17 protein-coding genes are annotated in these 23798 nt (G+C 41.4%); 1 reads left to right on the top strand and 16 read right to left on the bottom strand.

Annotated features, from left to right (window positions below; translation table 11 throughout):
* Positions 1-3: 3 nt before the first annotated feature.
* From ACHWSC_RS22025 to ACHWSC_RS21975, 11 genes are all read right to left on the bottom strand, one after another.
* On the bottom strand, positions 4-1776 hold the full coding sequence (locus tag ACHWSC_RS22025) for a DUF885 family protein (RefSeq protein ID WP_394678187.1): 1773 nt from the start codon (positions 1774-1776) through the stop codon (positions 4-6).
* A 31-nt stretch (positions 1777-1807) separates the two neighbouring features.
* Positions 1808-3070 carry an NAD(P)/FAD-dependent oxidoreductase gene (locus tag ACHWSC_RS22020; protein ID WP_394678186.1) on the bottom strand — a complete coding sequence of 421 codons (1263 nt, stop codon included), beginning with the start codon at positions 3068-3070 and terminating at the stop codon, positions 1808-1810.
* Between the two features lie 40 nt (positions 3071-3110).
* The gene (locus ACHWSC_RS22015) at positions 3111-4109 is read right to left on the bottom strand and encodes a 4-hydroxyproline epimerase (protein WP_394678185.1); all 999 of its coding nucleotides are present in this window, start codon (positions 4107-4109) and stop codon (positions 3111-3113) included.
* 35 nt (positions 4110-4144) lie between these two features.
* A complete protein-coding gene (locus ACHWSC_RS22010; protein WP_394678184.1) occupies positions 4145-5602 on the bottom strand; it encodes an aldehyde dehydrogenase (NADP(+)) in 1458 nt (485 codons plus the stop codon).
* Between the two features lie 169 nt (positions 5603-5771).
* Positions 5772-6671, bottom strand: coding sequence for a dihydrodipicolinate synthase family protein (locus ACHWSC_RS22005; RefSeq protein ID WP_120334805.1), 900 nt, complete (start codon positions 6669-6671; stop codon positions 5772-5774).
* Positions 6672-7078: 407 nt separating this feature from the next.
* Entirely contained in the window at positions 7079-10174 is a 3096-nt protein-coding gene (locus tag ACHWSC_RS22000; RefSeq protein ID WP_394678183.1) for an efflux RND transporter permease subunit, read from the bottom strand.
* 1 nt (position 10175) lies between these two features.
* Positions 10176-11282: an efflux RND transporter periplasmic adaptor subunit gene (locus ACHWSC_RS21995; protein WP_394678182.1), complete on the bottom strand. Its 1107-nt coding sequence runs from the start codon at positions 11280-11282 to the stop codon at positions 10176-10178.
* Positions 11279-12553 (bottom strand): TolC family protein, encoded by a 1275-nt coding sequence (locus ACHWSC_RS21990; RefSeq protein ID WP_394678181.1) that lies wholly within the window; start codon positions 12551-12553, stop codon positions 11279-11281. The genes ACHWSC_RS21995 and ACHWSC_RS21990 overlap by 4 nt, the downstream gene beginning before the upstream one ends.
* 90 nt (positions 12554-12643) lie before the next feature.
* Positions 12644-13990 carry an ATP-binding protein gene (locus ACHWSC_RS21985; RefSeq protein ID WP_394678180.1) on the bottom strand — a complete coding sequence of 449 codons (1347 nt, stop codon included), beginning with the start codon at positions 13988-13990 and terminating at the stop codon, positions 12644-12646.
* A 2-nt stretch (positions 13991-13992) separates the two neighbouring features.
* A complete protein-coding gene (locus tag ACHWSC_RS21980; RefSeq protein WP_088160929.1) occupies positions 13993-14673 on the bottom strand; it encodes a response regulator transcription factor in 681 nt (226 codons plus the stop codon).
* 282 nt (positions 14674-14955) lie between these two features.
* Positions 14956-15486, bottom strand: a complete 531-nt coding sequence (locus tag ACHWSC_RS21975; RefSeq protein ID WP_394678179.1) for an NAD(P)H-dependent oxidoreductase — start codon at positions 15484-15486, stop codon at positions 14956-14958.
* A gap of 127 nt (positions 15487-15613) precedes the next feature.
* On the opposite strand from ACHWSC_RS21975, the gene ACHWSC_RS21970 reads away from it, so the two are divergent.
* Positions 15614-16003, top strand: a complete 390-nt coding sequence (locus tag ACHWSC_RS21970; RefSeq protein ID WP_236590272.1) for a helix-turn-helix domain-containing protein — start codon at positions 15614-15616, stop codon at positions 16001-16003.
* A 29-nt stretch (positions 16004-16032) separates the two neighbouring features.
* Here the strand turns inward: ACHWSC_RS21970 and ACHWSC_RS21965 are convergent, their stop codons facing one another.
* From ACHWSC_RS21965 to ACHWSC_RS21945, 5 genes are all read right to left on the bottom strand, one after another.
* On the bottom strand, positions 16033-16530 hold the full coding sequence (locus ACHWSC_RS21965; protein WP_394678178.1) for a DinB family protein: 498 nt from the start codon (positions 16528-16530) through the stop codon (positions 16033-16035).
* Positions 16531-16906: 376 nt separating this feature from the next.
* Positions 16907-18589 (bottom strand): glycoside hydrolase family 32 protein, encoded by a 1683-nt coding sequence (locus ACHWSC_RS21960; RefSeq protein ID WP_394678177.1) that lies wholly within the window; start codon positions 18587-18589, stop codon positions 16907-16909.
* 254 nt (positions 18590-18843) lie between these two features.
* Positions 18844-20259, bottom strand: coding sequence for a Gfo/Idh/MocA family protein (locus tag ACHWSC_RS21955; RefSeq protein ID WP_394678176.1), 1416 nt, complete (start codon positions 20257-20259; stop codon positions 18844-18846).
* Between the two features lie 11 nt (positions 20260-20270).
* Positions 20271-21662: a DUF1080 domain-containing protein gene (locus tag ACHWSC_RS21950; RefSeq protein WP_075991844.1), complete on the bottom strand. Its 1392-nt coding sequence runs from the start codon at positions 21660-21662 to the stop codon at positions 20271-20273.
* Positions 21663-21910: 248 nt separating this feature from the next.
* Positions 21911-23788 carry a RagB/SusD family nutrient uptake outer membrane protein gene (locus tag ACHWSC_RS21945; RefSeq protein ID WP_394678175.1) on the bottom strand — a complete coding sequence of 626 codons (1878 nt, stop codon included), beginning with the start codon at positions 23786-23788 and terminating at the stop codon, positions 21911-21913.
* Between the last annotated feature and the right edge of the window lie 10 nt (positions 23789-23798).

The following is a 23798-nucleotide window of genomic DNA, read 5'->3' as shown; positions in this document are numbered from 1 at the left end:
CACCTAGTTATTAAAATGATAAAACTTCCAGTTTGTCTCATAATCGGGCTTTAACTTCTCGCCCTTGATAATCGCTCTCAACATTTCCATCGGTAGATAATTTTCTTTGATCACACGGTCATGGAATGCAGCAAATGACATTTTCCCTTGATCTACGACCTCCTCTTTGATACGCATCAATTGCAAGCCGCCTACGAGATAGGCCAGCTGATATAAAGGATCATAGGAACCTTCAAACGATCTCTTTACTTCACCATGCGCATTTGCCGACTCAAATCCCACGCGGTTTACCAAATAATCGATGCATTGCTGCGGCGTCCACTCCCCTAAATGAAATTTAATACTAAAGGTTATTCTTGCACAGCGGTGCATGCGCCAAAATAACATCCCGATTCGCTCCTCCGGAGTTTTAGCAAATCCCTTGCTATACAGCAACAATTCCCAGTACAATGTCCATCCTTCCGTCCAAAATGGCGTATTAAATGCCTCTTCGCGGTAAGGCTTGTAACGCCTATTCATAAAATATTGCAGATGATGACCAGGAATCAATTCATGCTGGACTGTGCCACGGGAGAAATAAGGATTATTGCCACGCATACTCATCAATTTCGCCTGCTGATCCATCGTGTTTGTCGGATAGGATATGCTAATTTCCCGTCCGCCTGTAAAAAAGGGATTGACCCGCTGCCGTTCAGGTGTCATCATGATCATACCCCAAGTCTCGTCTGCCAGCTCAGGAATATTCATGAGTTTATTTTGTTCAATAAATTGCTGCGCATCGTTATACAATCTCATGATGAGCTCCGGCTGTTGTCCAATGGGTACGTAGGAGTTTTTAACCTTTTCCTGTGCAGCCCGCCAGTCATCGCCGAACCCCATTTCACGGCTCGCTTTCAGTAACTCGGCCTCACACCATTTAAACTCTTGATCGGCCAATTTTAAAAGATCGGCAGCTGTATAACTGATCATTTCTGCTTTGAGCCTTCGGTTTATCTCTTTTTCCCCAATAGGCCAACCAGCAATCTGACTACCGTCATCAAACACTTTCCAATCACTTTTTGCAGCCAATTTCTCCTTATAATCCGAGAGCTTGCCTTTCACCTGCTGAAATATAGCCGGTACCCACCATGTAAATTCAGGGTCGTATCCATTATAGAAATCGAAGGTGCTGGTGATCCTTAAGTCCAGTGAATTTAATAAGGCAACCAGAAAGTTGACATCTGAATAAGGAATATTGGTCTTTTCCTGCAGCGCAGCTATTGACCGATCGATTTCACCGGCAACCAGTGTCAGCTCTTTCGCGACATCTTCTCCTGCCAAACGTTTCCCCCTACGGCGTTCCTTTTCAAGTGCAAAAATTCGCTGTGCGAAAGGTAAATACACAGATAACCGGTTGTAATTCGACTCATCTTCTTTCAATGAAAGGAGATCACTTTTTAGTTTGCGCTTCAGTAAGATAAAATCTACCTGCCCCGATGTTTCGAGTTCTTCATAAGGGAACTTGTCCAGCTTGTTCAAATATTCGTTATCCAAACGCTGAAGACGTGCTAACTGTTCGGGCGAAGCGGCAGCCCGCTGATTGCCCCAGCCTTTGGGCATAGGGCCATAAAAATAGTTGATCGCCTCAACATCATGCCCATATTGTACAATATAAGGCTCTATAGGAGTTGTATGGTCGTATAATTTCATCTTTTGTGCATGCATGGAGATCGGGAATAGAAAGAGCAGTCCATAAAACAATGTTTTGGGGGCTATAAAAGAAAAAGAACGATTCATAATTCGGGTGTTGGTTTATATCATAATTTTATCAGTCGAAACGATCAGGTCTAAAACCAGTGATTTCAGACTCTATTTTCTGTCCTGCCAATAAATCTGCAACAACTTTCCCATAGGCAGGGCCCAAACTCAAGCCCATCATACCACCCCCACCGGCAACTAGGACATTATCAATTTTTTTCAATCTTCCCAGATAGGGCAATCCGTCAGGCGAGCAGGGTCTGTAACCATACCATATTTTTTCGTTTGGGTAATCGACCTTCAATTCCGGATAATATTTAGGAATGGATTCTACAATTCCGCGGACACGGTTTTCATAAATTTTGTCATTTGCTGGTCCCAATTCCATCGTACCGCTGAATCGGATCTGGCCATTCATGGGTGTTACAGCAACACGAGCCTCCAGTAATAATGCCGCATGATTCAATGTATTCTCTTTCTCGGGCTGATACATAAAAGAATACCCTTTTCCTGGCATAATCGGTGTATTTACGTGCAACTTTGATGTCAGCTGCGGTAAATAAGCGCCACCAGTCAAGACAAAAGCATCCGCCTGAAAACTTCCTTTGTTGCTGATCGCCTCTTTCACCTTATTTCCGGCTGTTATAAATTTACTGACCTCTGTTTCTTCGAAAAAAGCGACCCCTGCGGCTTTCAAATATTGAATCAATTGCCGCATTAACTTTGGTGGGTATAATTTTCCATCACAGCGATAAAGTATAGCACCTAAAACATCCAGCTTCAGATTAGGCTCCAGTTCTTGAACGGCATTTCCCTCTAGAATATCGACATCAAGTCCAAGATCCTGAGCACGATGAGCCAATTCAATTTCTTCATGCTTCATTTCCTTGGATTTATACATCATCAGGATCCCGTTCTGCTTCAGTTCAAAATCAAACCCTTCCTCCTGCGCCAATTCATCATATAATCTGCTGCTGTAGAGATTCAAATCACGTATTGCAGTCGCATGCTGTTCTACATGTGAGCGATTAGCATGTTTTAAAAACTTCAATCCCCAATTGATCATTCGTGGATTTAGCGAAGGCCGTACATAAAAAGGGCTTTTACTATTGAACATCCACTTTATCCCCTGCGCTACAATACCAGGGGCAGCCAAGGGCGTAAAATGACTGGGGACAATCATGCCGGCATTGCCATAAGAACAGTTATTGTTCAAGCTATTTTTTTCGAGGATTTTCACATCCCATCCGTCTCTTACAAGGTAATAGGCGGAAGCAAGTCCTGCAATTCCTGCACCAACGACGACAACCGTACCTCTATTATTTTCTTTCACGTTGCTCTTGTCTTATTAATTTTTTAAATCACCTGAACTATTAAATCACCTGAAAACCGCCAAAATAAGGATCCTCATCATCTAAGAAAATGGTATTATAGCCTGTTATCCGTGCCCAGCCTTCGATGGATGGGACAATGGCCGGTTTGCCATCGACGGTTGTTTCAGCTTCAATTTTACCGGTAAATTGTGAACCGATGTAACTTTCATGTACAAACTCCATCCCTTTCTTGAGTTTCCCTTTAGCATACCATTGCGCCATACGGGCCGAAGTTCCTGTACCGCATGGTGAACGATCCAATGCATTGTCGCCAACCAGTACCGCATTGCGTCCCGACGAGTTGGGGAGTTTAGGATCCCCTGTCCATTGGATGTGAGTCAATCCATGTATATTAGCATCTTCGGGATGAACAAAAGAATATTTTTCGTTCAGCAGCTGCCGGATTATTTTTCCATAATGAATGAGCTGGCTGGCGGAATAGGAACTGATATCTTGAAAATTAGTCTGCGGGTCAATAATGCCGTAAAAGTTTCCACCGTAGGCAACGTCGACGCTGATGTTGCCTAGATCCGGGCAATCGACCGTTAAGGCTTCAGCATATAAAAAGGACTTGACGTTGGTAAGCTTTACGCTTTTCACCTTAGGTCCCTCTTGGACATAGTCGATATGTACAAGTCCAGCCGGAGTTTCCAACCTCAATTTTCCGGGAACTTTAGGTTGAACGAGCCCCTCCTCAATGGCAATCGTCACCGTACCGATCGTTCCATGTCCACACATCGGCAGGCAGCCGCTGGTTTCAATGTAAAGGACACCAATATCATTTTGCGGATCAAAGGGTGGATAAAGCATACTGCCGCTCATCATGTCATGCCCTCTTGGTTCAAACATCAATCCCATACGGATCCAATCGTACTCACGTATAAAATGCAACCTGCGCTCCATCATGGAATTCCCCTGTAATAATGGGGTTCCTCCTGCCACCAATCGCACGGGACAACCACAGGTATGCGAATCAATACAAAAAAAAGTCTTCTTCATTTCTGATCACTTGTTTATCTGGTCATTTGTTTCTATCATGCTTTAGTCCATTGCTGGTTGACCAAACGGTCAATTTGTAGTGGGTTTCCGTCCTGCAGTTCTTTAGGCAAAAATTCATTTGGCCAATTTTGAAAACTAATGGGGCGAATAAAACGCTTTACCGCATCGGGCCCTACAGAAGTGAAACGCGCATCTGTGGTTGCCGGATAAGGTCCGCCATGCTGCATAGCATACTGTACTTCAACCCCAGTTGGCATACCCTGAAACAAAAGTCTTCCGCATTTGTCCTGTGCAATTGAAAAGAGTGCCCGGCATTCGCGGATATCCTGCGCCGATGCCGCAAAAGTGATGGTTATCTGTCCTTCGAGCTGCTCCATTACATTTTTCATTTCATTGAGGTCCGCACAAGATATAATTAGCCCAAAAGGTCCAAAAACCTCTTCCAATAACTTGGGATTAGCCAAAACTTGGCTTGCTTCCGCTTCAGCAAGCAGGGCCTGCGCAAAATCTTGCGCTGTATTATCCTGCCCTTCTTCCAATATACTGACACCATCGTATTGAACCATTTCCCCTTTTAAACGGTTGTAGCTATCCAATATTCCTGCGTGCAGCATTTTGCCGGTAGCGGCAGCTTGAAGTTCTTTCTTCAACGCCGCTTTAAGAAGATCCAGCTGTTTGCCGCCGACACTTACCAGAACACCTGGATTGGTACAAAATTGACCAACACCTAAAAGCAATGAGGCAATATACTGCTTAGCAAAAGGTTCCAGATTGCTAGCTAAGTAGTCCGGTAAAAGAAAAACCGGATTTACGCTCCCCATTTCGGCAAATACCGGAATAGGATCAGGTCTTGACTGCCCCAGGTCAAATAAAGCTTTCCCGCCACGGAAAGAACCTGTAAATGCGACTGCTTTTACGAATCTGTGGCAGACCAATTGTTGTCCAGCAGCAAATGAATCCGACAGCACATGATTAAAAACGCCAGTTGGAGCTCCTTGTTTTGAAATCGCCCGATCAATAGCGTCAGCCATTAATTGCGAGGTTTTAAGATGAGCGGGATGCGCTTTTACGATAACTGAACAGCCCGCACCAATGGCACTGGCGGTATCCCCACCTGCTGTTGAAAAAGCTAAAGGGAAATTACTTGCGCCAAAAACCACAACAGGACCAAGCCCTTTATTATACTTCCGTAAATCAAATTGGCCATTTGGGTCTCGATCAATGCGTGCTTCACTGTATAAACCAGTTCGCACAGCATCGGCATATCGACGCCATTGATTGACCGTTCTCGCTTTTTCACCTTGCAGTCTTCCTAAAGGAAGGGCCGTTTCCAGATGGGCCGTTTCAATCAGGACGTCTCCCAATGCCTCAATTTCAGCGGCAATGGCATACATCAATTCCGCTCGTTCAATGACATCAGTTTTTTGGAGAAACTGAAACCCAGCCTCCGCCTGTTTTACGACGTAATCAATCTCATTTTCGTTTCTATCCATTCCTTTTGTTTTTATTGTAAGTATCTATCTTCAAAAATCAATAAAAACCTTCCCGATATCTTCATTCCTTGCGGCATTAAATATAATAAGAAGGTCCTTTTCGCCTATTTTTACCCGGCCCTAAAAAGGAAATTTTCTGAACCTTCGTCCGGAAAGTTCAGAAGCATTCCTATAATTGTGGTCTAGTTGCGATTGAATCTGCAATAATTTTTTTAACGCGTTGTTCTTCCTCGCCGATCAATGGCAATCTGGGAGCACGTGTATAAGGTGTTGAAATTCCTTCGGCTGTAGCTGCCAATTTAATATATTGGACCAACTTAGGATGAATATCCAATTCCAATAAAGGCATAAACCAACGGTATATTTCTACAGCTTTGCTGTACTCGCCAGCCTTTACAAGATCGTACATGGCCACAGTTTCTCTTGGAAATGCGTCGACCAGTCCAGCAACTAAACCATCAGCTCCTAACATCAAAGACTCAAGCCCCAACGTATCTACGCCAGCCATAATCTTTAATCGATCACCAAAACGATTTTTCAAACGCGTGATATTTGTTAAATCTCGTGTAGACTCTTTCACTGCCTGAATATTTGGTTCCAATAAGAGTTCCTCAAACATATCAAGCGATACATAAGTACTATAGTCAACAGGGTTGTTATAGATTAAGATTGGCAATTTGGTGCTTTGTGCAACGGAACGAAAATAAGCGACGGCTTCTCTATCATCAGCTCTATAGCGCATCGGTGGCAATAACATCAAACCATCTGCGCCCAATTCTTCACTGGTCTGAGCTACTTTGATCGCAGCAGCAGTTGTATTTTCTGCAATATTCAACAGCACCGGTACGCGCCCAGCGACAACCTTCAACGCATATGTCAATAAATCATACTTTTCTTCCGTACTCAAAACACTTGCTTCACCCAATGATCCAGCGATAATCAAACCGTGAACACCTCCATCCAATTGTGCTTCAATGTTTTTACCAAACATATCAAAATCCAAATTTCCATTTTCATCAAATGGTGATAACATTGCAGGATAAATTCCTTCCCATTTAAATTGTGCCATAGCGTATTATTTTAATATTTCTTTATCACAAATCTATTTGGAATAGCGAGGTCAATCTTCTTATGAATTAATCAACACTGACCTAATATTGACCTTTTCTAGTAAATACAACTCATGAAGAAGCGGAAGAATGGCTTTCTAATTTTAAATACAGATTTATAACTTATTTCAGCAAAACTTCAGATTAGTGCCTTTAAAGTTGAAATTTGACTTCAGTAACTTAAATGTAAGTTCAACATTTATAACAAGATTTACAAAAAATAGCATGTAAAAGATATATATACATGTTTATCGGCGTAAAATTTTGACAGCTATTATGGAATGTATAGCTGCAGATTAGAAATAACAAAGGTTGCACTGTCTGACAGGCAACCTTTGTATCGTATATAATAATTAAAAATGGGTAACTAATCGCGGTTCTCCTTTTTATAAGAGAAGTAAAAAACAATTGGCAGTACGGAAAACGATAGAATCATACAAATAATCAATCCGCCGACAATCATAATAGCCAAGGGTTTTTGGATTTCAGATCCCATTCCGTTTGAAAGTGCAGCCGGCAATAACCCCATTGCCCCCATTAACGCAATCATTAGGATGGGTCTGATCCGGCTTTTTACAGCTTCATAAATAGCGGGTTTCAAACTCATTTTATTCAACAGATTTTCTTTCATTATCCCTATTAAAACGATGCCGTCAATCGTGGCTACGCCAAAGAGAATAATAAATCCGATACCCGCCGAAATTCCAAATGTCGTCCCAGTAACCCACAGCGATACAAAACCGCCTATAAATGCAAATGCCAGTGTCAGCGAAGAAATCAACGTATCTTTGACGTTGCCAAAATTGGCATACAGCAAGAGTAAAATCAAAATAAGAGAAATTGGCACAACATTCATCAGCTGTTTTGTAGCCCGTTCCTTGCTTTCGAATTCTCCGGCCCAAACGACCTTATAAGATTTGGGCAGTTTAATATCTTTTTCTATCTGTTTTTTTGCATCGGCAATTGTACTTCCCAAATCCCGACCTTCAATGTTGAAGCCAACACCAATATAACGGGAATTGCCCTCTCTGTAAATAAATGCCGGACCGGTATGATAATCTATTGTTGCGATCTCCCGCAGTGGTACTTTCTGATCATTCATCGTGGGAATGATGATATTTCCGATCTTCTCAGGATTGTCACGATACGATTTTTGGAAGCGGAGACGTACATCAAAGATGCGCTCGTTTTCATAGAAATGTGTCACAGATTGCCCGCCAATAGTCATTTCAATAACAGATTGCACATCCTTGGTCGAAACACCATATTTGGCCATTTTTGAATCATGCAGCTGAATCCTTAGCTCAGGCAAACCAATATTTTTGAAAACATTGATGTCCGTAATTCCATTCACCTTTTTAAGTGATTCGGCAAACTTATTGGCTTTATTTTCTAAATCTTGCAAATTCTCACCAAAAATTTTGATTACCAGCGGACTTTTTACTCCGGCTACATATTCCTCTACATTATCCTGAATCGGCTGGCTAAAACCAAAATTTATTCCCGGAAAAGTCTGTAGACTATCCCGCATCTGACCGATCAATTTCTCTTTTGACAGTTTTCTTTTCCACTCGCCTTCGGGTTTCAATTCAATATTGAATTCAATATTGAAAAAACCGGTTGGATCTGTACCATCATTGGGGCGGCCTGTTTGCGTCATGATAAAATCAATCTCGTCAAACTGCTTCATCAATTTTGCTTTCATGGTTTTGGTCAGCTTCACAGATTCTTCTAGGTTGACACTATTGGGTAAGGTTGCGCGGACATAAATTGCACCTTCATTCAGTTTCGGAAGAAACTCTGAGCCATAATGGCTAAACCGAAAAATACAGACGAGCAAAGCAGCAATAAAAATCGACAATGTCCATTTTGGATGGTCGAAAGCTTTCCTAAAACCTTTAAAAATGGCATTGCGACTGACCTTGGTGATCTTATTCTCATCTTCTTTGATGTTCTTTTTCAATAAGTATTTACACATCGCGGGCACATAGGTCAAACTCAGGATCAAGGAACCCAATAAGGCATAACCGAGCGTAAAAGCCAATGGTGAGAACATCTTTCCTTCCACCTTTTGAAAAGAGAAAATCGGCGTCAATGCGACAATCAAGATCAATAGGGCAAAAAAGATATAGCCTGCTACAGAGCCGGCACTTTTCTTAATGATTCCTAGTTTGGAGATTTTATTAAAGCGTTCCGTCCCGAGCCGATGAGCCTCTTTTTCCAAGGAGACAAAAACAGTCTCCACGATGACCAGCGTTCCTTCGAGCAACAATCCAAAGTCCAATGCCCCCATGGAAATCAAATTTGCAGGGAGCCCCTGTATTTTCAAACAAATAATCGCAAATAGGAAGGCCAATGGGATCACCGATGCAACGATAAAGGTTGTCTTCCAGTTGTTCAAAAAGATAAAGACAATAATCGAAACCAGAAGAACCCCTTCTATCAGGTTTTTGGAAACCGTATGCACGGTATTATTCACCAGTTTTGTGCGATCAATAACGGGTTCAATCTTGACATTTGCAGGTAAAATACGTTGATTCAGCTCCGCTATTTTTTCTTTTAACTTTGTCACAACTGCAGATGGATTTTCTCCCCTGAGCATAATGACAATTCCCTGGACAAGATCATCTTCCTGGTTGAGTCCCACCTGTCCAAGCCGTGGCTTTGCGCCCAGTTCGATTTCTGCTACATGCTTGACTAAAATCGGTGTATTGCCGACCACCTTGATCAAAATATTACCGATATCATCGATCTTATCCAATAAGCCTACCCCACGCACAACATAAGCCTGATTTCCTTTCTGGATCACATCGCCGCCGACATTTATATTCGAACGTGATACGGCTTCATAAACATCCAGTGGCGACAGGTTATAATTGGCCAACTCTGTTGGATTGATCTTTATTTCATAGATCTTTTCCTCCCCCCCAAAGCTGACGACATCCGCCACGCCGGGCACACCGACAAGCTCCCGTTCAATCACCCAATCCTGAATGGCAGAGACTTCCTTGATCGGAAGATTACTTTTCACCACATAGCGAAAAATTTCTCCGGTAGCACCAGATGGTGGTTCGATGGAACTTTCGGCTCCTTCCGGTAACTCAATGGAACGCATCTTATTACCCGCATACTGTTGGGCATAAAAGTCCGCTACCCCATCCTCAAATTGAATTGTTACAACAGATAACCCAAACAAGGAGATGGAACGAACATCCGTTTTCTTTGGAATGGTATTCATTTCTTTGGTAACAGGTAGTGTAACGAACTTTTCTATCTCTTCAGCACTTCGCCCGGGCCACTGCGTGATAATCCTGACCCGTGTGTTGGTCACATCGGGGAAAGCCTCAATCGGCGTATGGAGGTAGGCATATATCCCGCCGAACAATAATGCCAGCGTAAAAAACAGGACGACCAAGGAATGTTTCAATGAGAATGAAACAATATTTTGTACAACTTTCTTCATCCTATCTATTTATCAGTTCATCAAATACGATCAGCTCATTTTCGGTCAGCACCTGATCTCCCTCGGCCACACCAGATTTGACAAAAGCGTATGTTTCATTCTCAGCGACAATATCAACAGCTTTAACCGACAGGTCGCAGTCATTTTTGTAGCGTACAACGAAATTCTGATTGTTATGGAGGATAATGGCATCTTTCGGAATTGCCAGCATACGCTCTTCCTGTCCCGAAACTGCCTTTTCGACCAGCACATCCACACTCATGCCCGGCTTCAATCTCAGGTCTTTATTCAACAACTTTACGCGCGCTTTGACCACACGTTCTTCCGGATCAAAGAAGTTGGCTACCTGATCAATATAACCGTCAAAAGTTTCACCTTTATAAGCCAGTGTAGTGATCTTGACAGGAGCCCCGTTTTTGACAAAAGGTAAATTATTTGCATAGATATTGACCGAAACCCATACCTCATTCAGCTTACTGACCGACAGCAGATCGGCGTCATCGCCAACAGTCATACCGGGACTCACCTTTTTATCTACGATATAGCCAGCTTTGGGTGCACGGATGTAAAACACACCATTTTCCGAGGAGCCGTTCAGCAAACTCATGTTCGCTTTTACATGGCGGATTCCAATCTGCACGGCTTTCAATTCACTTTCCATCTCTTCCAGCTCCCGCTGGGAAGCCATACCATCTTTAAGCAGGCTACGCAGGCTAAGCAATTTACTCTCCGTCAGCCGCTTGCTATTTTCCAGTTCCCGCAGTTCCTTTCCTAAATCATTGACCGAGGTCCCTTTAAGCGATACCAGAATCTGTCCTTTTTCTACATAATCGCCCATCTTGACCGAAACAGACTGCACGATACCGGGTATAGGGCTCTTTAGCGCTGCAAGTTCATCCTGATCGTATTGAATGACCCCATTTAAAGCGATCTGTTCAAATACCGTTCGCTTCTGTATCGAATCAATTTTAATTTGGTTTTTAAAGTCGGCGCTAAGACAAAAGCCTTTAGCAGCAGGAATAGGCTGCTCATCATTTTTCGCTGGCTGACAGCTCCACAATAAACAAATAGACAGCAGTGTCAATGGCGTTAAAAAATTACTTTTCATGAGACAATATCCTTTCCGATCAAGTACATCAGTTCCTCCTTATACTGAAGATATTTCGCTCTGCGTTCCAATATTGATTCTTTGTTTTCCATATAATTATTGATAAAATCTATAAATTCAACGATGGTCAGTCTCCGTTGTTGGAAATTGCGCACATAGCGTTCTAGCGCTACGTCCAATTTGCCATCAAAGCCGATATCCGTTGTCTTCAAACTCGTTTCAAGGTTGCTAAGCCGCTCCGAAAGGAAGTCGATCTCCCGTTCGATGTCGATACGAAATTGCTCGATTTCCACTTTATTTTTCTCAAGTTCCAGCTTAGCGATTTTGATATTCCCCTGGTTCCGGTTAAATAGAGGAAGATCCATAGCAACCCCCAGCCCTATAAAATCGCGCATGATATTTCCACCACGGTCGTAATTCATGGAGACCTGCAAATCTGGTATACGTTCGGCCTTTTCTATTTTCAGCTGAGCATCACTTTTCTTCAATTCGTTATGGATGATCTTATAGTCGCTGCGATTGTCGAGCGCCATCATTTTCCACTCCTGTTTTTTTCCCTGGAGAAAATGCGGAATGCCGATCGTATCTGATATAGTGAGTGCGGTCCCTTTGTCTCCGAGATAGCGCGCAACCTCATTCATTTTTGTAATTTTTTCCTGTTGGATTTCATTCAGTTTGTTACCAAATGCGATAGACTCGCTTTGAATCCTGAGGTAGTCCATCTCACTTACATTGCCTTCTTTCCACTGATTTTGGTATGAATTTGCCAACGTCTGAAAGATATCCACCTGACTATTGTATAACTTCTCCTTTTCCTGCAGAATCTGTAATTCGAGACATTGGCTCCGGAGATCATATTTTAGGTTCCGCAGCAATTCCTCAAATTGAAGCCGGGCATTTTCTTTTTCGAGAAGCTGCAATTGCACTCGCTTTTTTCGTTTGCCAGCCATTTCGATAGTCTGTTCTAGCTCGATCGCCACCTGCTGATACTTACCGTAATTTCCGATCAGCGCCGGAAAGGATTCGCTGGAAGGGTTTTTCCAAAGATTGACTTCGGAGATGGAAATCGTTGGATTGGGCCACAACTTTGCCTGAAGTACGGCAGCTTCGGCTTGCTGCATATGAAAACGCTGCGCCATTAAGGTCAGGTTATGGGCAAGGAATACCTGCTCGATCTCCTCCTTTCGCAAACGGTTTTCAACCGCCTCCTGCGAAAATAGCTTGCTATTCAGGCCAAGAAGTAAAAATAATGTAATACGTAGTTTTCTCACTTAATTTTGAATTTTCACAAAACTAAATGACAGGGATTACAGGCAACTTTAGGTTAAATTAAAGTTTGATTAGAAGAGATTAGAAAATGATTAGAACTGGGGGAATAATAGGGATACCGTTGTACCTAGATCATTTGAACGAATATCAAAGTCTACCCCTTGATCCTTAAATACAATCTGCGCAAAAGAGAGACCTATGCCGCTGCCCTTAACTTTACCAACATTTGATCCTCGATAAAAAGTCTGTTTCACAGACTCCAGTTCGGCTTGTGGGATACCAATACCATGGTCTATGATTTGCAAAGACAGTCTGCCATTTACACCTGTCATTCGGACAAGAACTTCCTGCCCATTTGCATATTTAAGTGCATTTTCGATTAAATTGGAAATAGACAGACTGACGAGCATCTTATTGCCCCGAAAATTAAAGTATCGCGGTTCATCGACCTGTATATCGACTTTCAAGGGCACGGCAAATGATCTCGAAAACTTGGGAACAAGATCCCATACGATCTCGTCTATGCGAAAGGTTTCCAGTGAACGTTTCAGGGCCTGATCTTCGGTCAGCAATAGAAAATTACCAATAAGCTGATTCAGAAAATTCACATGCTCAGTAATGGTTTCGGCCAATTCATGATATTCTTCTTCACTTCTGACCTTTGTGCCGAAGACCTCCATTGAGCCTAGGATTCCCGCCAAAGGCGTTCGAAACTCGTGTGAAACATAACTGACAAAATTCTTTCTAATAATCATATTTTCGCTGATCCGACGTAGGAGCGCATTATAACTCTCAATAAGATCTTGTAGTTCATCCTTCGTTTTTATAGTCGTCAGGGGCTCCTGGATCGTGCTTAAATCCTTATGCTGAATTTCTTGGATCACTTTACGAATGGGGAGATAAGCATATTTACTCAGCCAAACCGACAGCAAGGCAATACTGATCAATGCAACGAGAAAAACAAAGACAAGCGTAATGAGCAAACGATTCAACTGATGATCAAAATCTGCGCTCGACTCTTTGACAAACACAAAAAAATCGCCCTGATTATCTGGATAATACAAACCAAAATAAAAGCTATCTTCTGTTTTAAAATAAATCGTTTTGTCTGTTTTCAGCTGGTTCAGTAAATCCTTATTAATTTGACTATCAAAACGCATACCGCCATAACTTACTTTTCCTTCGGCGTTATAAACTGCTACCATGGCACGTTTGACCAGGCTTTCATATTGATTTTTAGATTCCAAATGCTTTAGTGGGCTCTGCTCATCTGCCTCTAGGTAATAAATACCAGCTATTTTTGCATTTTTTTCGAGGGAACTGATCAGATGTCGTTCCGAGGAATTATAAAATATCCAGTAGATGACTAGCGTTGCAAGCCCAAAAATAATGGTGAATACCAGCGTAGAAAAGAGTGTAAGCCGAATTTTTAAATTCATTGTCAGTCCGTTGTAAGCATATAACCGACTCCTTTCACCGTTTTGATAATGGAGGTATCGCTCCCTTCATCAACCTTGCCTCTTAGATAAGAAACGTACACATCGACGACATTGGTGCTGTTATCAAAATCGATTCCCCAAACGGCCTGCAAGATTGCAGTCCGTGAAAGCGTTTTATTCCGATTTTCGATCAGATACTTAAATAGTTTAAATTCTTTAGGAGAGAGATCGACATTTTTACCATTCTTATGAACTTCATAACGTTCAAGATCCACTTTTAAATCACGAATTTCTACGCTACTGTCCTTTGGCACGTTTTTATAATTGTCCCGGCGCACCAGGGCTTTGATACGGCTCACCAATTCCTTAAAGGAAAACGGCTTGACGAGATAGTCATCGGCACCACTTTCCAAGGCCTCTACCTTATCTTCAATCTCCCCTAAAGCGCTCAAAATCAATATCGGAATATGATTTTTTCGATACCTAACCATCTTCGTAAACTGGATACCATCAATTCCGGGCAACATGATATCAAGTACAATAATATCCAAAGAATCTGCATTGATCCATTCACGTGCAGCTTCCGCAGATTCAACTAAAATGACCTGATGCCCCATTTCTTCCAGACCTTTCACCACAAAGCTGCTAATCCGGCGATCGTCCTCTACTAAAAGTATCTGCATATTATACGCTGTTTATTTTTATGCGGGATTATAAAAATTGCGAATTCCTCCCGGAATTCTACAAGTATACGAATTTACAATTTAATCACTCAGTACGCCATAGCGGTTTGGTTACGACATCACGACCAATGCCAACCCAATTCAGGTGTAAAATATTGCACATCCTATAATTTGTTTATATTTAGCTTAACAATTCGGCAAGGAATCAATATGAACAAAGCATTGCGCTCCAACAGGAAAAGAAGTCGTGAAAGCATCCTTGTTGACATATGAATTCACTGACTATAACTGCTCCAGAAAACTCAGATACCGCGAAACACTTTGCGCTATCCATTCTTTGGATGACTCTTTTTCTATTCCGTAAAAGACGAAAGGCTTTTGATAATTCGCTTTAACATAGTCAAAAGTAATTTCAAAAGGACTTGTTAATTGCTCCATGCTATATTTATACTTACCCATAACCCCATACTCCTGCTCGTCTATCCCAGCCGAAATCGCTAATGCGATTTTCTTTCCTTCCAGTTTATATCCACTTTTTTTACCGTAAGCCCACCCGTAGGTAAGCACCTCATCCAACCACTGCTTAAAAAAAGGCGGACAGTTAAACCAATAAAAAGGGAATTGAAATACAATTTTATCATATTTCTCCATCATCTGCTGTTCTGCCACGACATCAATTTTACCGTCAGCATAGACTTGATGCAACTGATGGATCTCATACAAATCGGGGTGGTTTTCCAAGGCCCTGACCCAACTTTTACTTACGAGAGAGGTCCCAAAATTAGGGTGAATAACGACTATTAAAGTTTTCATATTTTTATTTATGTATCTATGCACAAGTCACCAGGTCTAGCCAATTCATTGCGGCAATTTTAATAAACGACATGACTGTGATTTAAAAGTAGCGACATAATTCTTATTTTGCCCTATCAGTAACCCAATGTTAGGTACTATAAAAAATGTGCGTATGACTAAAATCAAGACGAGTTCCACTAACTTTTCAAATAAAAAGCAACTTGAGCATAATTGCCCCGAAGTCTTTGCCGCTAATGTGATTGGCGGTCAATGGGCGCTAGCCATTTGTTGTTATCTCATCAATGGCGCGCTACGTTATTCTGAAATCAAAAGATGTTTACCTGGTATCACTGAACGTATGCTCACCCTACAATTGCGAAAGCTGGAAGAGGATAGCATTATAAAACGTACTGTATATGCAGAGGTGCCGGCACGCGTACTCTATGAGCTGACTGCGCTGGGTTATGAACTCAAACCAATTATTCAAGAACTTGGGAAATGGGGAGAAAAGTTACAACAAGTTCAAAAATCATAACCTCTAGCGGACAAAAATATAGTTTGTTTTTAATTGATACATCGTGCCGTTACCAGTAATTGGCCAACATGGCGCTGTGCATGCTCAGCAGCGTGGAACAACAAACCAATCAAGGTCGTAGGGATCCGTTTTCTACCCAAAAAACGTACTTCCGTCAAGGTTTCCGGATCAATTAACGCTAGTTTTTGCACGGATTGCTGAATCTGTCGGTGTAAGTTTTCTACAAGCGCTGTTACGCTCACATCGCTATTTTCTATACCTTCCTTATAGAGGTCCTCAAATTGCTCATCCGACAAGGATTTATTTTCGGCATAAGTAAACATGCGATCGATCACCCCACGAATATGTTGCAGGTGAAAACCTATACTGGCATTGCCCCCCGGTTTTGTCCAGAGATGCGCTGAGGACAGCTGCTTAGTATACTTTAAAATATCCTCATCAACTTGCAAGAGTGCATGAGCAACAGGTTGGAGAAGAGCGGGAATCCCTTCAATAGGTCCACGCATCCATACTTCTAAATTTTCCATGCTTCTAAAATAGCTAATTGTCTACAACTGATGCTTTTTAAAGTCCACCAAGCCAAAGCGTGCAAAAAGAATGCAGAGAGCAGTCCGTTTTCGTAAAAAAAGACAGTTTACTCTTATAAAAATAAGTACTTCCTATAGCTTGTTTAAAGAAGATTAAATTATTTTTTAAAATAAATTTACATAGTGTAGAAAATACACTTACATTTGTATCATCATAATTTAGGTTTATAATTGGTTATTTAAGGTTTTCATTCTCCCCGTTTGAAAACCTTTTTTTTTATAAATGACCAAATAAATAGAGTCTTCCAGCACTATTTTTATCATCCTGCCGAATTAACAAAAACAATCTCTCCATTATTGCTATATCATAAAAGTGTTATTTAATCCATATACCGTCAAGCGCATAGAGGTCAGCAGATTCCAATACGGCTTCACCATTAAAAGCTACGAGCTGATAAGTTAAATTATTCCGATCAAAATTATAATTTATGGGCATGTAAACTTCGCCATTTTGTGCAAAAAGCTCGAGTCCTGTCCGATCGATAAGCAACTTCAATGCGAGTTTTTTATTTCGCAGCGGTACCTGGGCCCTTACATTGTCAACAAGGAGCTCTTCGGTCGAAACGTTATAATTAATTGCCAAGCCCCTCACATTGATCTGAATATTTTTGGCTTGCTGCGGATCGATGACCAAATCCAATTCAGCAAGCTCAGCCTTAAAATGCTGAAACAAACTTGAATCGTTCGAACTAATTTTCTTTCGGCTGATGCTGAGTTTTTCTTTTCTTAATTTTTGCAATTCTGTCACTGGCTCCCGAAAAAGGCGAATGCCCTTTTCCGTACTTTTCAATTTGAGTTCCATTGGAATACTCATGGATTGATTAAAAGCGGAGTTCCCTTGATTTGTATGTGTGCGCCACCAGCCGATTTCAATGCGTCGCTTCTTCGGTTCATTGCTAAAAGTTTGCGCGGCATAATAATCACGACCATATTGACTAAACAGGCGCTCGATCTCAGGATGAAAAGATTTTCCATCAAACTCTCCGATCGCATATTGGCTATTAGCCCCCGTCAAAACCCATTTTTTATTGTTCGGGTTACCGTCTACCGCCAATTCAAAGAATTCGGGACACTCAAATAAATAACGGTCATTACCCCGCCCGCCTTTTACTTTGCTCGCAAATGTCCACATTTTCAAATCCTTTGAGGTAAAAATCTGCATCGTGTGTTGTTCCTGTTCCTCTTCAACATAAAGTACAAGAACCCATTGCTTTGAGGAGCCATGCCAAATTACCTTCGGATCTCGGTTTCCTGCTGTTATTTTATCCAAAATATGGTTTGGCATTTTCTCAAATTTCTGACCGTCCAGACTATATGCCAAACCCTGTCCCCATGATTTTTCCGCAGCGGTATAAAACAGGATCATAGGGCTTGTTGCACCATTTTTTCCAAAACCAGCGGTATTGTTACTATCCACTACAGCTCCACCGCTAAACATGACCCCAGATTCGTCTGGATACAAAGCCTCTCCCAATTCCTTCCAATGTAACAAATCGGAGGACAGGGCATGCCCCCAATGCATATTGCCCCAATTGGTTCCATAGGGATTATGTTGAAAAAACAGGTGATATTGTCCATTAAAAAAGACCAGACCATTCGGATCGTTCAACCAACCTCTCTTGGCCGAAAAATGAAATTGTCCCCTCCGATCTTCAGCATAGACCTTATCGGTATCATCGGTATCACTCTGTGCAATAGGATTAAACAAAGGAATTTCTTTGTCTGATGTATTTGCCACCACCTTAAGCTGCTGTCCCTTCCACTTCCCTATATCAAGATAGGCTATCCAATCATAGGTACTATCAGCCAGTTCGACATCAAACCACCTTACTTTATCATTTCCCAGCCATACCTCCACATGACGCTTGGGAGCACCATTTTTAATTGGAATTTTAAGATACCGATGGGTTGCCTGAAAAGATTGGGTTGATGAATTCTGACCATTGGCATTAAGGACCAATGCTACAATGCCTATAAAGAGCAGGGATACTTTATACATGACGTTAAGGTTTAAAAATTGAATTGCTGCATCACAAATATACCTAAGGGAGGAGAATTACGCTCTACTAGGACTGATCAAAATAGCGCTGATTTGTCTCAATTTGCTAGGGATTATCATGCTTTTTCCACCTTTCCAGCACTTTTATATAAAGAGCAAGCAAATCGTATATTTCAGGAAAGACTTTTCATTTCAAAAACAAAAAGGGCAATGTTCACATTGCCCTTTACTTTCTATGCCCAGTTACTGGTGTATTACATCTTATAATACTGCTCCCAGCCTCTCGCAGGTGGAGGTCCAGCTAAGAGTGCATTGGCAAACTTATCATTAGTCACTTCTTTTGTCTGTGTATTCAAGATCAACTTGCTGTTTAAGCGTTGTGCAATTACGCCCAAACAAAATACTTGGCTCAGAGGACCTGCAATTTCAAAAGCCGAGCGGGTCTTTTCTTCGCCTTTACAACCTTTTAAGAAATTAGCAAAGTGATTTGACGGTGATGTTGGCACTTCCGGTAACCGAGACTCCATTTCCTTGGCTTTCGTCGCTGGAATAATCTGCAAGGTACTAGCATGAGAGCCACCTTTAAATATCAAATCCTTGCTATAGATAATTTTCCCAGGATTTAGTTTGGCGGGTTCCAATTTCCCTGTACTTGGTGCAGGAATATTGGGATCCAGTCCGGATACACCGTAGCCTTCCGGTATAGGTGGCAAATTATCCAGTCCATCATACCAATTGATATCTACTGCTGGCATCTTTTTCCTTTTTGGGAAATGAAATTTCAAGGTCGAAGACATGGGAAAAAAATAGGAATTATACCCATCGAGTTTCACAGCGGACACTTCTGTAGGCAGCCCCAAATCTAAAAATTCATGCGCCGTATCCAATATATGTGCACCCCAATCACCCAATGCCCCCATTCCAAAATCATACCAACAGCGCCATTGACCATTCACAAAATCCTTATTATAATTATGGCCTATAGTCTGCATTTGCCAAAGATCCCAATCTAATGTTTCGGGGATCATTTCAGCGGCAGGAAAACCCTTCATATTCACATCCCAGCCATGCCATCTACGCGGCATATTCATGTGCGCATCGATGCGCGTCACATCCTTAATAATACCGGCATCTTTCCAGGCTTTAAATTGAAAGTAATTTGCTTCGGAGTGCCCTTGATTTCCCATTTGGGTAGCAAGTTTAGGGTTTTTCCGAGCTTTATTTGCCATCAGTTCAACTTCAAGGAATGTTCTCGCCATTGGTTTTTCCACGTAAACATGTTTACCCAAGTCCAGTGCAAGCATTGTTATGGCAAAGTGTGAGAAATCGGGAGTTCCGACACTTACAGCATCGATCTGATTTCCCATTTTGTCAAACATCACTCTAAAATCCTTAAACTTAGGTGCATCAGGAAACAAGCCCAAAATTTCCTGTGTATGTTTCGCGCCAAGATCTACATCACATAGCGCGACAATATTACAGAGTCCTGTTTTATACAGCTCTTTAATGATTTCTGCGGCCCTATTTCCTAAGCCTACACAAGCTAAGTTGACACGCTCATTTGGTTTGGCCAAACTGACATTTCCCAATACACTATTGGACAGCATAACCGCTCCTGCAGCGATAACAGACTGTTTAACAAAGCTTCTGCGCGATAAATAATGATTCATAAGAGATAAGCTTAATTGGGTGTATTGATTTTTATGCTGCGAAATGAAACCCGATCGCCATGGTCTTGGAGAAGAATAAAACCTTCCTTCGCTTCACCAAAATTTTCCCAATCTTTATATTTGCTGATCTGAACCAAATCTTTAAACGCTTTGGAGCCCCGCTCATAAGACAACATCTTAATTCCATTTAAATAATGTTCCACTTTGTTATCTGCTGTGACCACAACTCTACCTCTATTCCACTCACCGATGGGTCTGCGCGCACGCTCGTCACGATTGGATGTGATGAGATCGTAAAGCGATGCCAATGTACGATTTCCGTCTCGTCCCAACTTCGCATCAGGGTGTAAAGCATCATCCAGTACTTGATATTCCAAACCAATAGCTGATCCTTTTGATTTTTCTTTTAAAGTCACAAAATACTTAACGCCGCTATTCGCTCCCGGACTAAGCTTAAATTCAAATGAAAGATCAAACACGGCGTATTTATCTTTTGTGACGATGTCACCGCCATTGGTTGACTCCCCTCCATCGGATTTCAGGACAGTCATTTGCCCATCCTTAACTTCCCAACCACGTTCTGGAAATTTATCGCCGTGTATGCTCCGCCAGCCCTTATTGGTTTTACCGTCAAACAAGAGCTTAACTCCTTTTTTCTTTTCGGCATCTGCCAAATCATTGGGCTTCAGATTAACGATATAAAGGTCTTTCGGAAAACCTTTTGATTTGAGGTCGGTTGTTTTTATTTTAATATTCTTAAAATAAACTTTCTTTCCATCCAATTGCGGTGGAATACCATGTACCTGTAATCCGATAAAACCTGTTCTATCGATCGTGTCAACGACATAAGCTACAGGAATATCATTGATCCAAGTACGCAGCTCGTCGCCGACTGCTTCTATTCGGATATGATTGAATTCCTCTGCTTTATAGGCTTTTTTTGCATTTTCATTTAAATCAAGTGGATAAATCCATCCACGACGCGCCTCGTCATATATTCCACCCGTCCATGCGCGTGAAGAGGGGTCTATTTCAACTTGCCTTCCATATACGCGTCCGCGCCCATCATTAGCCTTTGGATCAAGATGGCTCCTTGTCTGAATACCTGAGTTTGTTTCATTGCCTTCAAGTTTAACATCCAGTTCCAATATGAAATCACCATATTCTTTTTCAGTGATCAAAAAAGAATTGGGCGTACCTTTTGTCATTCTACCGACAATAGCATCACCTTCAATAGAATATGGAGCTTTTCCTCCGACGGATTTCCAGCCATTCAGCGTTTTTCCATCAAAAAGGTTTGTCCAACCTTTCTCATTACTTTTATCTGTCTGGGCATACGATAATACAGCATTGCTAACGATCGCTGCCATTACAACAGATTTAAATAGTGTATTTCTTTTCATTGTAAAATTTGATCTTGAGTCTATCGACCCGGTTTATTTATTCATCATTGGTTCGTCAATCATAACACGTTCGGGACCATACTAGCGAAAGCCAGGAGACGATGCTACACTTCACTTTCACGCCAAACAGGGCCCCATTTACTTATTGGCTATTGATTCAATTGACTTAATAAAACAAGATATTAATTAATATAAGTGAAATGAATCAAATGATGTGATTTATTTACGAAAACGTTTGAAAACACTTGTTACTTATCTTCAACCACTAACGGCGTTTTATTTTTCTCGGCTCCAGGATAACCTATATTTTGATTGATAACACCTTTGATATTTGTATTAATTGCATTGGCAGGCACAGGCCATAAGATATGGTGCACACTAATTTTATATTCGGCCCATTTATGTTTGACCCCTTTGTTATAGAAATTACTTTTGGCAACCACTCTATCGTACCAAAAATTAACTCCAGCTTGTTTAATATTCGCATTCGTTCCACCTGGACCACTAATCTGTTTTAAATCATAAACACGGCCACCAAAAATTTCACATGGTTTTCGGGTTTTTGCGTAGATATAGGCAATCCTTACGAGCTCAATATGCCTGTTTTCTTCATAATACAACTCACGTGCACGCTCATCTAATAGCTCACCGATATTGATTTCGTCTGCTGTCAGCTGTGATGCACCGGCGCGTTGACGGACTTCGTTAATGGCAATGGCAGCCTGACCAAGATCATTTTTCCAATAGTAGCTTTCTGCCAACAATAAATAGACTTCCGCAGAACGATAAATATACCATGGGGTTTCCCCGCCCTCCCATTGTGTTTGCAATGGATCCGGTACAAATAATTTATAATGCGGCCAAGAGAACCATAGACGAATTGAATCCTCAACACTCATCCCCGCCGGTTTAACCAGATTTTTTCCATACCAGGGATTGCCGGTCTTTTTTAAGTTGGGCTCATTATATTTCAAATCTTCCATCTTTCTCCAACTATCCCGATTAAAGATCCCCCGCAAATCATTATCTTCTTTCCCAGATCTCCAAATCTGATTTGTAAAATACCAAGTTGGACGCAATCGTCCTATACCACGACCATAGTTCTTATTTAAATCCAATGAAAGATCAGTTTCATCCGCTGCTAATGATAGGCCTGTCCCCGTTTTTCCGTCCGGTGTTTTTATACCGCCGTTGTTCCAGAAAGGAACGCCATTACGCATTGTTCTGATACGATCAGAACCATCAACTCCAGGATAAGAAACTACATACATTAAACCTTCGGTATTGGCTCCATCTAATTTTGCCTCAACACTATGAAGATCAAACATCAGATTGGTATTTGGTTTACTTTTATTCACCGTAAATCTGCTTTTCATAAGTGGATGAATAGCGACAATTTCTTTTCCAATAGCGACTGCCCGATCAAAATCTGCCAAAGCCATGCATACCTTCATCAACAATATACCACAAGCAGATTTAGAGGTACGCCCACGATCTACTTTTTCGGGTACCCATTGGTAGGCAAACTCCAGATCTTTCCGTAATTTTTCAAGAATGCTCCAACGATCGTAACTATAGAAATCATATTTCGGTTCATTTATTTCTTTATCAATAAAAGGAACATCGCCAAATTGATGCACCAATTTAAAATAACGATAGGCACGTTGAAAATAAGCTGCTCCTAAAATCGCGTTTTTTTCATTTTCGTCTTTAAAAGTCCCTGCATCTATTCTTGAAATAATAAGATTAGCGTATTTTATACCCTTAAATCCCTCGTACCAATACCAACCGACTTTAGTTCTATCGTTGTTATTGAGATTTGCATCGGGGAGCAGTGCAATATCCATATCCATCTGTGGACCAGCCTTATCTGTCGTACCCTCTACGGCTACTTCAGATTGAATAATCTCGGTCAGAATTGGTGCAGCATCGCCAAAAAACTCATGCCGCATATTTCTTTCACAGGCCGTTAAAGCGGAGTACATACCTTGCGCATCGGCTAGTGCAACATCAGGTTCATAGAAAGACAAAGGTTTCGGTTTAAGCCAATCCTTACTACAAGAAAATGTAAAAACAGCCATTGAACCAATACATAAACTAAATATTATATTTTTTTTCAATTTCATGATCTAAAAA

Source organism: uncultured Sphingobacterium sp. (assembly GCF_964277905.1).
GTDB classification, from domain to species: domain Bacteria; phylum Bacteroidota; class Bacteroidia; order Sphingobacteriales; family Sphingobacteriaceae; genus Sphingobacterium; species Sphingobacterium siyangense.
The sequence above is the reverse complement of the archived record's forward strand: the minus strand, read 5'-3'. Positions and strand labels throughout refer to the sequence as shown.

Bases quoted from the DNA above. Each gene is read 5' to 3' on its own strand.
- ACHWSC_RS22025 (WP_394678187.1), bottom strand. From the start codon at position 1,776: ATGAATCGTTCTTTTTCTTTTATAGCCCCCAAAACATTGTTTTATGGA.
- ACHWSC_RS22015 (WP_394678185.1), bottom strand. From the start codon at position 4,109: ATGAAGAAGACTTTTTTTTGTATTGATTCGCATACCTGTGGTTGTCCC.
- ACHWSC_RS22010 (WP_394678184.1), bottom strand. From the start codon at position 5,602: ATGGATAGAAACGAAAATGAGATTGATTACGTCGTAAAACAGGCGGAG.
- ACHWSC_RS22005 (WP_120334805.1), bottom strand. From the start codon at position 6,671: ATGGCACAATTTAAATGGGAAGGAATTTATCCTGCAATGTTATCACCA.
- ACHWSC_RS22000 (WP_394678183.1), bottom strand. From the start codon at position 10,174: ATGAAGAAAGTTGTACAAAATATTGTTTCATTCTCATTGAAACATTCC.
- ACHWSC_RS21995 (WP_394678182.1), bottom strand. From the start codon at position 11,282: ATGAAAAGTAATTTTTTAACGCCATTGACACTGCTGTCTATTTGTTTA.
- ACHWSC_RS21985 (WP_394678180.1), bottom strand. From the start codon at position 13,990: ATGAATTTAAAAATTCGGCTTACACTCTTTTCTACGCTGGTATTCACC.
- ACHWSC_RS21980 (WP_088160929.1), bottom strand. From the start codon at position 14,673: ATGCAGATACTTTTAGTAGAGGACGATCGCCGGATTAGCAGCTTTGTG.
- ACHWSC_RS21975 (WP_394678179.1), bottom strand. From the start codon at position 15,486: ATGAAAACTTTAATAGTCGTTATTCACCCTAATTTTGGGACCTCTCTC.
- ACHWSC_RS21970 (WP_236590272.1), top strand. From the start codon at position 15,614: ATGTTAGGTACTATAAAAAATGTGCGTATGACTAAAATCAAGACGAGT.
- ACHWSC_RS21965 (WP_394678178.1), bottom strand. From the start codon at position 16,530: ATGGAAAATTTAGAAGTATGGATGCGTGGACCTATTGAAGGGATTCCC.
- ACHWSC_RS21960 (WP_394678177.1), bottom strand. From the start codon at position 18,589: ATGTATAAAGTATCCCTGCTCTTTATAGGCATTGTAGCATTGGTCCTT.
- ACHWSC_RS21955 (WP_394678176.1), bottom strand. From the start codon at position 20,259: ATGAATCATTATTTATCGCGCAGAAGCTTTGTTAAACAGTCTGTTATC.
- ACHWSC_RS21950 (WP_075991844.1), bottom strand. From the start codon at position 21,662: ATGAAAAGAAATACACTATTTAAATCTGTTGTAATGGCAGCGATCGTT.
- ACHWSC_RS21945 (WP_394678175.1), bottom strand. From the start codon at position 23,788: ATGAAATTGAAAAAAAATATAATATTTAGTTTATGTATTGGTTCAATG.